Annotated in this window: 8 protein-coding genes; 3 read left to right on the top strand and 5 right to left on the bottom strand. The window is 70.5% G+C overall.

Annotated features, from left to right (window positions below; genetic code table 11):
• Nucleotides 1-486 precede the first annotated feature (486 nt).
• The 3 genes from uvrB to rpsA all read right to left on the bottom strand — a co-directional run bounded on the left by uvrB (nt 487) and on the right by rpsA (nt 5,860).
• The gene (gene uvrB / locus IT780_RS26725; protein ID WP_199514504.1) at nt 487-2,619 is read right to left on the bottom strand and encodes an excinuclease ABC subunit UvrB; all 2,133 of its coding nucleotides are present in this window, start codon (nt 2,617-2,619) and stop codon (nt 487-489) included.
• Between the two features lie 281 nt (nt 2,620-2,900).
• On the bottom strand, nt 2,901-4,103 hold the full coding sequence (gene coaE, locus IT780_RS26720) for a dephospho-CoA kinase (RefSeq protein ID WP_199514502.1): 1,203 nt from the start codon (nt 4,101-4,103) through the stop codon (nt 2,901-2,903).
• A 242-nt stretch (nt 4,104-4,345) separates the two neighbouring features.
• The gene (rpsA, locus tag IT780_RS26715) at nt 4,346-5,860 is read right to left on the bottom strand and encodes a 30S ribosomal protein S1 (RefSeq protein ID WP_199514500.1); all 1,515 of its coding nucleotides are present in this window, start codon (nt 5,858-5,860) and stop codon (nt 4,346-4,348) included.
• A gap of 860 nt (nt 5,861-6,720) precedes the next feature.
• Here rpsA and IT780_RS26710 point away from each other — a divergent pair.
• From IT780_RS26710 to IT780_RS26700, 3 genes are read left to right on the top strand one after another with little or no spacing between them, the layout of a single operon-like run.
• Nucleotides 6,721-7,536 carry a class I SAM-dependent methyltransferase gene (locus tag IT780_RS26710; RefSeq protein WP_199514498.1) on the top strand — a complete coding sequence of 272 codons (816 nt, stop codon included), beginning with the start codon at nt 6,721-6,723 and terminating at the stop codon, nt 7,534-7,536.
• A 20-nt stretch (nt 7,537-7,556) separates the two neighbouring features.
• Nucleotides 7,557-7,763 carry a hypervirulence associated TUDOR domain-containing protein gene (locus tag IT780_RS26705; protein WP_199514496.1) on the top strand — a complete coding sequence of 69 codons (207 nt, stop codon included), beginning with the start codon at nt 7,557-7,559 and terminating at the stop codon, nt 7,761-7,763.
• Complete coding sequence (locus tag IT780_RS26700; protein ID WP_199514494.1) at nt 7,753-8,079, top strand: DUF3140 domain-containing protein; 327 nt, start codon at nt 7,753-7,755, stop codon at nt 8,077-8,079. Before IT780_RS26705 ends, IT780_RS26700 begins: the two co-directional genes overlap by 11 nt.
• 628 nt (nt 8,080-8,707) lie before the next feature.
• On the opposite strand, the gene IT780_RS26695 is transcribed toward IT780_RS26700, so the two are convergent.
• The gene (locus tag IT780_RS26695; protein ID WP_199514631.1) at nt 8,708-9,052 is read right to left on the bottom strand and encodes an ArsR/SmtB family transcription factor; all 345 of its coding nucleotides are present in this window, start codon (nt 9,050-9,052) and stop codon (nt 8,708-8,710) included.
• Between the two features lie 1,160 nt (nt 9,053-10,212).
• The gene (gene polA, locus IT780_RS26690) at nt 10,213-12,906 is read right to left on the bottom strand and encodes a DNA polymerase I (RefSeq protein ID WP_199514492.1); all 2,694 of its coding nucleotides are present in this window, start codon (nt 12,904-12,906) and stop codon (nt 10,213-10,215) included.
• Between the last annotated feature and the right edge of the window lie 15 nt (nt 12,907-12,921).

The raw sequence follows: 12,921 nt of genomic DNA, 5'->3' as shown, positions 1-12,921 counted from the left end.
GCTGACCCGGTTGCTTTCGGACGCTGCCGCCGCCGCTGCCGGGACGGGGCATAGCCACCGCAACACGGACGACGCTAACCGGGTCGCCACCGACCCGCCTGCTCCCGGACGCTGCTGGGACGGGCGCACAAGCAGCTACAAGACAGCCGACACCGACCGGCCCGCCGCGGACGCGGGCAACGGCTTACCCGGTCGACCCTGGCACAACCAACCACGCAGTCCACCCGGCACGGCCGCCCGGTCCGCTCCGGCAAGGCCTGGTCCGCCCCCAGCACGCATCAGTCAGCCCCGGCACGGCCTGGTCCGCCCCGGCATGCATCAGGTCAGCCCTGGCACGGCCGCCCGGTCCGCTCCGGCAAGGCCTGGTCCGCCCCGCCGCGCCCATCAGGTCAGCCCCGGCAAGGCCTGGTCCGCCCCGGCAGGCGAGGCCCGGCATGGCCGCCCGGTCGGCGCCGAGGGTGAGCTCAGCGCCGGCCGGGGTGGTGCCTACTTCACGCCGGCGACGTCCATGCCCCTCAGTTCCTTCTTCAGTTCGGAGACTTCGTCGCGGATGCGGGCTGCGAGCTCGAATTGGAGCTCTCGGGCCGCGGCCAGCATCTGGTCGTTGAGGTCCTGGATGAGCTGGGCCAGCTCGGCGCGGGCCATGCCTTCGCGGGCCGGGACCGAGCCGGAACGGGCCTTCGAGCGGGTCTCGGGGACCGGGGCCTTGCCGCGGGACATCTGGCGGCCCGCGCCGCCGACGACGTGGCCGCCGGGGCCGTGGCCGCCGATGGCCGTGTCGGTGTCCTCGGCCTCGCGGTAGATGTCGTCGAGGATGTCGTGGATCTTCTTGCGGAGCGGCTCCGGGCTGATGCCGTTGGCCTCGTTGTGGGCGATCTGCTTGGCCCGGCGGCGGTCCGTCTCCTCGATGGCGTCGCGCATCGAGGGTGTGATCTTGTCGGCGTACATGTGGACCTGGCCGGAGACGTTGCGGGCCGCGCGGCCGATGGTCTGGATCAGCGAACGGCCGCTGCGGAGGAAGCCCTCCTTGTCGGCGTCCAGGATCGCGACCAGCGACACCTCGGGCAGGTCGAGACCCTCGCGGAGCAGATTGATGCCGACCAGCACGTCGTAGTCGCCCTTGCGCAGCTCCTTGAGCAGCTCGACGCGGCGCAGGGTGTCGACCTCGGAGTGCAGGTAGCGGACCCGGATGCCGTTCTCGAGGAGGTAGTCGGTCAGGTCCTCGGCCATCTTCTTGGTGAGGGTGGTGACCAGGACGCGCTCGTCGCGATCGGTCCGCTCCTTGATCTCGTGCATCAGGTCGTCGATCTGGCCCTTGGTGGGCTTCACCACCACTTCGGGGTCGACCAGGCCGGTGGGGCGGATGACCTGTTCGACGTACTCGCCCTGAGCCTGCCCCATCTCCCACGGGCCGGGGGTGGCGGACAGGAACACCATCTGACCGACGCGCTCCAGGAACTCGTCGAAGCGCAACGGCCGGTTGTCGGCGGCGCTCGGGAGCCGGAAGCCGTGCTCGATGAGGATGCGCTTGCGGGAGGCGTCGCCCTCGTACATGCCGCCGATCTGGGGGATCGTCACGTGTGACTCGTCGATGACCGTGACAAAGTCGTCCGGGAAGTAGTCGAGCAGCGTGTACGCGGGGTCGCCGTACGACCGGCCGTCCATGTGCATCGAGTAGTTCTCGATGCCGTTGCAGAAGCCGACCTGGCGCATCATCTCGATGTCGTACGTCGTGCGCATCCGCAACCGCTGCGCCTCCAGCAGCTTGCCCTGCCGCTCCAGCTCGGCGAGGCGCTCGGCGAGTTCGGCCTCGATGTCGCGGATGGCGCGCTCCATGCGCTCCGGGCCCGCCGCGTAGTGCGTCGCCGGGAAGATCACCAGCTGGTCGACCTCGCGGACGATCTCGCCGGTGAGCGGGTGCAGGTAGTAGAGCTTCTCCACCTCGTCGCCGAAGAGCTCCACGCGCACGGCCAGTTCCTCGTACGCCGGGATGATCTCGAGGGTGTCGCCCCGGACCCGGAACGTGCCCCGCTGGAAGGCCATGTCGTTGCGCGAATACTGGATGTCGACGAGGCGGCGCAGCAGCTTGTCGCGGTCGACCTCCTGGCCGACCTTCACCTTGACCGCGCGCTCGAGGTATTCCTGCGGGGTGCCCAGGCCGTAGATGGCGGAGACGGTGGCGACCACGATGACGTCACGCCGGGTGAGCAGGGACATCGTCGCGGAGTGACGCAGCCGCTCGACCTCCTCGTTGACCGACGAGTCCTTCTCGATGTAGGTGTCCGTCTGCGCGATATACGCCTCGGGCTGGTAGTAGTCGTAGTAGCTGACGAAGTATTCGACCGCGTTGTGCGGCATGAGCTCGCGGAACTCCTTGGCGAGCTGAGCGCACAGGGTCTTGTTGGGGGCGAGCACGAGCGCCGGCCGCTGCAGCTTCTCGATGAGCCACGCGGTGGTCGCGCTCTTGCCGGTGCCGGTGGCGCCGAGAAGGACCGTGTGGCGGTCGCCCCGGCGCACCCGGCGCTCCAGCTCGGCGATGGCCGTGGGCTGGTCACCGGCCGGCTGGTAGTCGCTGACGACCTTGAAGGTGCCGTCGAGTCGTGGGATGTCGAGCGCCATGGGGACAACCGTACGTCGGGGGTATGACAAGTTCCGGCGACCGGGGCCGAGCGGTGTTCGCTGGGTGCACATTCCGCACCGCCACCAGGCATTGTCCTTGGTTCCGGGGCGGCCCTACCCTGGTTCGGTAGGCCGCTCGCGGCGGCCGCCCCTCCGATCCCGGCGCCACCACACGGCGCCACGGACGGGCTTGAGATCGCAGCCCCGGCGTCACGTCGGTGAGCGCATCTGAGAGGACCACGCGAGACGTGGACCGGGCCGCCGCGGGCGCCCCTTCGTGTTCACGACCGGGTCGGTGGCTCCCAGCCCGTCGCTTCGGCCCATTCCTGCGCGGCCCGCCACTCCTCGTCGAACCACGGTTCCTTCGCCTGCGCGTACCCGTCGACGTCCGGATGGGCCGCGGCCCACTGCCGCTTCGCGGCTGCGTACCCGTCGCGGGCCTGCGGGTCCGACCGGAGGTGGTCACGCATGAGCAGGGCGAAACGCCAGCCCGGGGAGCCGGTGACCCGGAGGTGCAGGTTGACTGGGCGGCTTGGATCGGCGCTGCCGTGCAGGCGCTTGGGCCAGGTCTCCCCGGGCAGCCCGCGGGCGTTGTCCCACCACTCCCCCTCCCGGCGCGGCAGGCCGGCGTCGGCGAGAGCGTCAGCGAGCTTGTCCGCCTGCTCGAGCGTGGGAACCGCGAGCATCAGGTCGATCAGATCCTTCGCCGGGAGGCCGGGGACCGCCGTGGAGCCGATGTGAGAGACGTCAGCCGGACCGCCGAGCTGAGGTCGCAGCGCGTGGTCGATCCGGGCGATCAAGCGGGCCGCCTGGGTGGACCAGGTCGGATCCGGCGCCGCGACGCGCAGGATTCCGTCGGACGGCGCGGCCGTGCGGAGCCTCACATTCTTCTCGTACGGCGTGAGGCGCTCATGCCACAGCTGATCGACCTGGGTCTCGAGGCCGGCCAGGGTGCCGCTGTTGTCGATCACCACGTCGCCGGCCGCGCGCCGCTCGGCGTCCGGAACCTGGGCGGCGATCCGGGCACGGGCCTGTTCCTCGGTCATCCCCCGGCTCTGCATGAGGCGGCCGACCCGGAGCGCGGGCTCGGCATCCACGACGACGACCAGGTGGTACGTGGGAACGAGGCCGGTCTCGACGAGCAGCGGGACATCGTTGACCACGATCGCGTCGGGCGCCGCCGCGGCGGTCAGGGCGGCAGTGCGGGCGCGCACGCGGGGGTGGATGATCCGCTCGAGCTGCCGCCGGGCGGCCTCGTCGCCGAAGACGCGCGCGCCGAGGGCGGGGCGGTCCACCTCGCCGTCGGCGCCGACGACGCCCGGACCGAAGGCCTCGACGACCGCGGCAAGCCCGTCGGTGCCGGCGGCAACAACCTCCCGTGCCAGCACGTCGGCGTCGATCACGACCGCGCCGAGCTGTCGCAGCCGCTGAGCGACGGCGCTCTTGCCGGCTCCGATTCCACCTGTGAGACCCACCTTCAGCACGCCGCCCAGTATCCCGGGTCGATCTTGCGGTGTCAGGTCGGCCGGGTCGCAGCTGTGGACAACTCGGGCGGTGCGCGGCTGTGGACAACTCAGAAGCGGGCGATGAGCTGCGGATACGTCGATGACGCTGCGCTGGGGTGGCCCGCGGGGATGATGCCGGCTGCGTGCGTACGCGGGCATGAAAGAACCCCGCCCACCCGGCCGGAGCCGGATGGGCGGGGTTCCTGTGGATCAGATCCGGGTCAGCTCTTGCCGCCGGCGAGCTTCTCGCGCAGAGCGGCGAGGGCCTCGTCGGTGGCCAGGGTGCCGGCCGGCTCCTCCGCCGTGCGCGCCGGGGCCGACGTGCTGGTGGAGGAGGACGAGGACGACGAGGACGACGTGGTCACGCCGCCCGCCGGGGCCGGGTTGAGAGCAGCCTCGGCGTCGGCCTCGCGGGACGCCTGCACCTGCTTGGTGTGGGCCTCCCAGCGCTCGCGGGCGTCGGCGTACTGCTTCTCCCACGCTTCGCGCTGCTTGTCGAAGCCCTCGAGCCACTCGCCCGTCTCCGGGTCGAAGCCCTCCGGGTAGATGTAGTTGCCCTCGTTGTCGTAGGTGGCCGCCATGCCGTAGAGGGTGGGGTCGAAGTGCTCCTCGCCCTCCACGAAGTTCTCGTTCGCCTGCTTCAGCGAGAGCGAGATCCGGCGACGCTCCAGGTCGATGTCGATGACCTTGACCATGACGTCCGAACCGACCTGGACGACCTGCTCGGGCAGCTCGACGTGACGCTCGGCCAGCTCGGAGATGTGCACCAGGCCCTCGATGCCGTCGTCCACCCGGACGAACGCACCGAACGGAACCAGCTTGGTGACCTTGCCCGGCACGATCTGGTTGATCGCGTGGGTCCGGGCGAACTGGCGCCACGGGTCTTCCTGGGTCGCCTTCAGCGACAGCGAGACGCGCTCGCGGTCCAGGTCGACGTCGAGCACCTCGACCTCGACCTCCTGGCCGACCTCGACGACCTCGGACGGGTGGTCGATGTGCTTCCAGGAGAGCTCCGAGACGTGCACCAGGCCGTCCACGCCACCCAGGTCCACGAAGGCACCGAAGTTGACGATGGAGGACACGACGCCCTTGCGGACCTGGCCCTTCTGGAGCTTGTTGAGGAACTCGGTGCGGACCTCGGACTGGGTCTGCTCGAGCCACGCCCGGCGGGACAGAACCACGTTGTTGCGGTTCTTGTCCAGCTCGATGATCTTCGCCTCGAGCTCCCGGCCGACGTACGGCTGGAGGTCGCGGACGCGGCGCATCTCGACGAGGGACGCGGGAAGGAAGCCCCGGAGACCGATGTCGAGGATGAGGCCGCCCTTGACGACCTCGATGACGGAGCCGCGAACGACGCCGTCGTCCTCCTTGATCTTCTCGATCGTGCCCCACGCCCGCTCGTACTGCGCGCGCTTCTTCGAGAGGATCAGGCGGCCTTCCTTGTCCTCCTTGGTGAGGACGAGGGCTTCGATGTGGTCACCGACCGACACCACTTCCGCGGGGTCCACGTCATGCTTGATCGACAACTCACGAGAGGGGATCACACCCTCGGTCTTGTAGCCGATGTCGAGCAGGACCTCGTCCCGATCGACCTTGACGACGGTGCCTTCGACAATGTCGCCGTCGTTGAAGTACTTGATGGTCTCGTCGATGGCTGCGAGGAAAGCTTCCTCCGAGCCAAGATCGTCGACGGTGACCTTGTTGGCGCTCGAGGTGGCCTCGATGCTGCTCGTCATGTGGACTGTTGCTCCGAACGGATGGTGTCGTGGTGTCTCTCGCGCCCCGCGGAACTGACGGCGGGCACAGCACGAGCAACCGGTGATCAACGACGCTGGAGCTTGGCGATCAAGCGAGGGCGATCAAACGAGCAGGATCATGCTGGGACCGACGTCTTGCGGAACCTGCTCCCTGCCGAGGCACACGATCCGCGAGCGCATCGACTAGCTTACCGTGCGCATTACCACAGGTTGCAAGCCCTCCTGATGACCGAGGCACATTCGTCCTGGGAAAGCCGGGACCAGGGGTGTTTTGTGCCATTTTGGGGGTTGGGAGGGGCGACGTCGGGGGGCGTGGGCGGCTTCGGGCCGGGTGGGTGGGCGCCGGCCGGGCGGAAGCGGAGCGCCGGAGGCGCTCGAGCGGGAACTGGAGCCGGTAGGCGGGGCGAGCGGGAGCCGGTAGGCGGGGCGAGCGGGAGCCGGTAGGCGGGGCGAGCGGGAGCCGGTAGGCGGGGCGAGCGGGAGCCGGTAGGCGGGGCGAGCGGGAGCCGGTAGGCGGAGCGGGCCGGTAGGCGGAGCGGGCCGGTAGGCGGAACGGGCCGGTAGGCGGAGCGGGCCGGTAGGCGGAACGGGCCCGGTAGGCGGAACGGGCCCGGTAGGCGGAACGGGCCCGGTAGGCGGAGCGGGCCGGTAGGCGGAGCGGGAGCGGGCGCCGGGCGGGTGGGGGGCTGGGCGGATGCCGCGGGTTTCGGCGCTGGGCTGGGAGTTTCGGAGCATCGGGTACGGGTGTGAGCAGACCGCTGGGCGGGGCCGGGGCGCTGGGTTTCGCGGGGGCGCAGGCCTGAGGCGGTTTTGTCGTACTGTCCCCGTACGGTTGCCTGGTGATCGAAGCGCAACCGCCCGCTCAGCCGGGCACGCTGCGGCGGGCTGTGACCGACGACGAGAGTCGCGTCGCGAGCCGGCACTGGTGGGACCTGGACGCCGACGACTACCAGGAGGAGCACGGGGCCTTTCTCGGCGACGTGGATTTCGTCTGGTGTCCGGAGGGGCTGCGGGAGGCGGACGCGCGGCTGCTCGGCGACGTGCGCGGGCGGCGGGTGCTGGAGCTCGGGTGCGGCGCGGCGGCGGCTGCGCGGTGGCTCGACGGGCAGGGCGCCGAGGTGGTCGCGATGGATCTGAGCGGGGGGATGCTGCGCCAGGCGCGACAGGCTTCGGACCGTTCGGGGGTACGGGTGCCGCTCGTGCAGGCCGATGCCCTGGCGCTGCCGTTCGCCACGGCCGCCTTCGACGTGGTCTGCACGGCGTTCGGGGCGATTCCGTTCGTCGCCGACTCCGAGGCGGTGATGCGGGAGGTGGCGCGGGTCCTCCGGCCGGGCGGGAAATGGGTGTTCTCGATCACTCACCCGATGCGGTGGATCTTCCTCGACGAACCGGGCGAGGACGGGCTGCTCGCGGTCCACCCGTATTTCGACCGCCGGCCCTACGTCGAGCAGGACGGCACCGGCACCCCGACGTATGTCGAACAACATCGGACCCTCGGGGACCGCGTTCGCGAGCTCGTCGCGGCCGGTTTCGTGCTGACCGACCTCATCGAGCCGGAATGGCCGGAAGGGCACGAGCAGATCTGGGGCCAGTGGAGCCCGCTGCGCGGCAGGCTGTTCCCGGGCACCGCGATATTCGCCAGTTATCGGGCCTGACCAGCGGGTACCAGCAGGTCATGAGCTTGAAAAAGGGCGACAAGGTGACCTGGAACAGCCACGGCAGCACGGTGCACGGGACGGTCGAGAAGAAGATCACGTCCCGTACGTCCGAGGCCGGCCGCACGGTGGACGCGTCCGAGGACGACCCGCAGTACAAGGTCAAGAGCGACAAGACCGGCGGTACGGCGGTCCACAAGCCGGGAGCGCTGAAGGATGACAAGTGACACGTACGCGGACTTCCGCGAAGCGGTGAACATGTCCGCCTCGGAACTCGAGAAGTGGCTGAAGACGGACGAGTCGCAGGACGTGGGCCAGAAGTCGTCGAGCGGCGCCGAATCCGTCGGCCACGACAGCGGCCGGAAAATCATCACGCTTCTGCACAAGAAGAAGGCCGACCTGGACGAGACAGATCAGGCGCACATGCGGAAGGTCGTCGGGTACGTCCACCGGCACCTGGCGCAGCGGCCGTCGGGGGACGTCGAAGAGACGAAATGGCGGTACTCGCTGATGAACTGGGGGCACGACCCGCTCAAGAAGTAGCCGCCAGGTTCCGCGGTGGTGGCCCTGCAGAGTGCGAGGCCGCGGCGGTCGATTGGCTTGCCGGCTGCCGGGGCATCACGTTGTCCCGGCAAGCGTCAGGGCGGCGTCCCTGCAATCGTCAGGGCGGCGCGGCTACGGGCCTTCGCTGAGAGCGCTGGAACGACCGGGCGCCCGCGGATCGGTGCCGCGACGGGAGACCGGCCGGGGCGCTCTATCTTGGCGAGAACGTGTGGTTCTCGAAGCGGGTCATAGCTCGCCCTGTCGCGTTGCTCCTGCGGCACCATCATCTGCGGCACTGTCGTGCGCTGCTGCACTGTCGTGCCTGCGCGACGGCGGTCCGGCTTGCGTATCTCTCGCGGAGCGCGGACCGTCATGCCCCGCGCCACGTCGCCCTCAGCAGCCGCTACGTCCAGCGGCACCGCCATGCCCGCGCCGCCACCATGCCCGGCAGCACGCTACGCCGGGCGGCACCATCTTGCCGCGCAGCACGCTACGCCCGGCGGCACCATCTTGCCCGGCAGCACAGCCATGCCGCGACACCGTCTGGCCTGCGCTGCGCTGGTCTGGTCCGGCCTGCGAACGTCACGCCCTGCAACGCCGTCGTGGGCGTGACCGTGAAGAGGTTGGGTCAGATGGTGGCGGCCACGGTGCCGATGTCGAGGAGGCCGGCGAGGAGGGCGAGCGCCGCGGGCACCAGGCGGTAGTAGACCCAGGTGCCTCGTCGGTCGCTGTCCACCAGGCCTGCCTCCCGGAGGACCTTGAGGTGGTGGGAGATCGTCGGGCCGGTCAGCTTGAACGCGCCCGTCAGGTCGCAGACGCAGACTTCGCCGCCGCCCGCTGAGGCGATCATGGACAGCAGGCGGAGGCGTACGGGGTCGCCCAGGGCCTTGAACATGGGCGCGAGAGCGCGCGCCTGGTCGGCCTCGAGCGGGCGGCGTACGACGGGTGCCCAGGCGCCCGACAGCGATGTCATGTCGAAAGAAGTGCTCGGCATCAGCCCACCCTTGCAGAGTCCGGCAAGTCATCCGAACAAGAAACTGACAACTCACTCCTCAGCGCGAGAGCGTCGTCGCGGACAGCCAGAATGCATTGTGGAACAAGGCATTGCGGCTGGCGGGCGGGGCGGGCCGGAAAGGTCGAGCTGGCGAAGTATTCCGAGGTGGACGGTGGTTTCCTGGTGTGGGCGGTGCGTTGAGGGCCGCTATTTGAGGTAGGCCCGAATGGGCGTGCGCGATGCCCGAAGGGACCAGGGGTACCACGCATCTTCGGTACCTCAGTCGGGTGGGAGTCGGCCTGTCCCGCGAGCCTGGGTCACGGATGGTGCGGGAAATTCAACGAGTCGGAAATCCGCCAGGGGGTCGTGGTCACGGCAGGCCGCAAGCGGACGACGGGTGGCGGGCGCTGGGGTGGGGTGATGCGGGCGGCAGGAGGAAGCAGCGGTCCGGCACCGGTGGGGCAAGCGAGCGCGTGACGCGGGCAGGACGGCACGAAGGATCCGGCCAGCGGGAGCGGGAGCGGGGCGGGGGGCGCGGGAAGCGGGAAGCGGGAAGCGGGAAGCGGGAAGCGCAGCAACGGGGCACGCGCAAGCAGAGCGCACACCCGAGCGGGCGCACACGCGAGCGGGCGCACACGCGAGCGGGCGCAGCTGCGCAGGCAGGGAGGCACGGCACGCGACGCTGAACTCGCCAAGCCGGTGCAAGCGGGCAGGCGCCGAAGCGGTGCACGGGCAGTGGCGGGAGGCAACGGCGTGGCCCGACGCTGGCGGACAGTGGGCGGCAGTGGCGGGAGGCAACGGCGCGGCCCGACGCTCGCGGACATCGGGCGGCAGCGGCGGGTAGGAGGCGGCGCGGCCCGACGCTCGCGGACATCGGGCGGCAGCGGCGGGTAGGAGGCGGCGCAGCCCGACGCTCGCGGACATCGGGCGGCAACGGCGGGTAGGAGGCGGCGCGGCCCGACGCTCGCGGACATCGGGCGGCAGCGGCGGATAGGAGGCGGCGTGGCCCGACGCTGGCCGGCGGCCGGCAGTGGGCGGCCGGCAGTGGGCGGCCGGCAGTGGGCGGACGGTAGCCAGCGGCGGGCGGCGGCGGGCGGGCGGCGTCAGCCAGAGGGGGCCGGGCTGACGGGCACCCCGGGTCAGTGGTCGGCGCTGTTCCAGTCGTGGCCGAGGCCTACCGAGACCTCGAGGGGGACCGACAGCGGGTACGCCGCTCCCATTTCGCGGCGGACGAGGGATTCGAGGGGTTCTCGTTCGCCGGGGGCCACGTCGAAGACGAGTTCGTCGTGGACCTGGAGGAGCATGCGGGACTTGAGGCCGGCCTCGCGGATCGCGGTGTCGATGTGGAGCATGGCGAGTTTGATGATGTCGGCCGCCGAGCCTTGGATGGGGGCGTTGAGGGCCATGCGTTCGGCCATTTCGCGGCGCTGGCGGTTGTCGCTGCTCAGGTCCGGGAGGTAGCGGCGGCGGCCGAGGATGGTGGCCGTGTAACCGTCCTGGACCGCTCGGCGGACCACCGCCTGGAGGTAGTCGCGGACGCCGCCGAAGCGTTCGAAGTATTCGGTCATCAGGCCACGGGCTTCCTCCGTGGTGATGGTGAGCTGGTTGGACAGGCCGAAGGCGCTGAGGCCGTACGCGAGGCCGTAGTTCATCGCCTTGATCTTGCGGCGCTGGTCGGGGACGACCTCCTCGACCGGGACGTGGAAGACGCTCGAGGCGGTGGCCGCGTGGAAGTCGGCGCCGGAGTTGAAGGCCGCGATGAGGGCCTCGTCGCCGGAGAGGTGCGCCATGATGCGCATCTCGATCTGGCTGTAGTCGGCCGTCAGCAGCGACTCGTAGCCCTCCCCGACCACGAAGGCGCGGCGGATGCGGCGGCCCTCCTCGGTGCGGATGGGGATGTTCTGCAGGTTGGGGTCGGTCGAGGAGAGCCGGCCGGTGGCCGCGACCGTCTGGTTGAACGTGGTGTGGATGCGCCCGTCCTCGGAGACCGACTTGAGCAGGCCGTCCACCGTGGACTTCAGCTTGGCCACGTCGCGGTGGCGCAGGAGGTGCTCGAGCAGCGGGTCACCGGTCTGGGCGAAGAGGCTCTGCAGCGCGTCGGCGTCGGTGGTGTAGCCGGACTTGATGCGCTTGGTCTTGGGCAGGTTGCGCTCGACGAAGAGGATTTCCTGCAGCTGCTTGGGCGAGCCGAGGTTGAACTCGCGCCCGACCACCTCGTGCGCCGCCTGCTGGGCCGCCTTCACCTCGGCGGCGAAGTGGGCCTCGAGCTCGGAGAGGTACTGCGTGTCGGCCGCGATGCCGACGTGCTCCATCTCGCCGAGCACGATCTCGAGGGGCTGCTCGACCTCCGCGAGCAGGCGCTGGGAGGCGCCGTCGTCGCGGGACAGCTCCTCGATGAGGGTGTCGGCGAGGTCGAGGGTGGCCCGGGCGCGGAGCATGACGTTCTGCTCGGCCGCGGCGTTGTCCTCGCCGAGGCCGTCGAAGGTGAGCTGGCCGTCGTCGGGGGCGTCGACGCGCAGCTCCCGCTTGAGGTAGCGCAGGGCCAGGTCGGTGAGGTCGTACGCCCGCTGGTCGGGCTTGGCGAGGTAGGCGGCCAGGGCGGTGTCGACGCGGACGCCCGCGAGCGACCAGCCGTGCGCCCGGAACGCGAGCATCGCCGGCTTGGCGTCGTGGATGATCTTCGGCCGGTCGGGGTCGGCGAGCCAGGCGGCGACCGCGTGCTCGTCGGCCTCGTCGAGGGCGGCCGGGTCGAACCAGGCGGCCGGGCCGTCGCCGGTCGCCACCGCGATCCCGGTGAGCGAGCCGGTGCCGCGGCCGAAGCTGCCGGTGACGGCGACGCCGACCGGGGCGGCCGCGGCGTGCTCGCCGAGCCAGGCGGCGACCTCGCCGGCACCCAGGACCGTGCCGGACAGGTCGAAGCCGGCCTCCGCCTCGGGCTCCACGGCCTCGAGGTACGAATACAGCCGCTCGCGCAGCACCCGGAACTCGAGCGCGTCGAAGACCTGGTGCACCGCCTCGCGGTCCCAGCCCGTCCACTTGACGTCCTCGGGGCGCAACGGCAGCTCGAGGTCGCAGACCAGCGCGTTGATCTCGTAGTTGCGCATGACATCGGCGAGGTGGGCGCGCAGGTTCTCGCCGGCCTTGCCCTTGATCTCGTCGACGTGGGCGATGATGCCGTCGAGGCCGCCGTACTGATTGATCCACTTGGCGGCGGTCTTGTCGCCCACGCCGGGCACGCCGGGCAGGTTGTCGCTCGCCTCGCCGACCAGGGCGGCCTTGTCGCGGTAGCGGCCGGGGGGCACGCCGTACTTCGCCTCGATGGCCTCGGGGGTCATCCGCCAGACCTCGGACACGCCGCGGACCGGGTAGAGGATCGTCACGTGCTCGCCGGCGAGCTGGAACGCGTCGCGGTCACCGGTGGAGATGACGACGTCGAAACCGGCGTCGCGGGCCTGGCAGGACAGCGTGCCGATGACGTCGTCGGCCTCGTAGCCGGGCTTCTCCACCACCGGGATGCGCAGCGCCTGCAGCACCTCCTTGACCAGGCTCACCTGGCCCAGGAAGGGCTGCGGGGTCTCGGAGCGGCCGGCCTTGTACTCCGCGTATTTCTCCGTGCGGAAGGAATGCCGGGAGACGTCGAACGCCACCACGATGTGGGTCGGCTTCTCGTCGCGCAGCATGTTGATGAGCATCGAGGTGAAGCCGAACACGGCGTTGGTGGGTTGCCCCGTGGCCGTGGAGAAATTCTCCACGGGCAGCGCGAAGTAGGCCCGGTAGGCCAGCGAGTGGCCGTCGAGCAGCAGCAAGCGGGGGGTCTGGGCGTCGTCGCTCACGTCGGAGAACTCTAG

This window comes from Nucisporomicrobium flavum, assembly GCF_016464385.1.
GTDB classification, from domain to species: domain Bacteria; phylum Actinomycetota; class Actinomycetes; order Mycobacteriales; family Micromonosporaceae; genus Actinoplanes; species Actinoplanes flavus_A.
The sequence above is the reverse complement of the archived record's forward strand: the minus strand, read 5'-3'. Positions and strand labels throughout refer to the sequence as shown.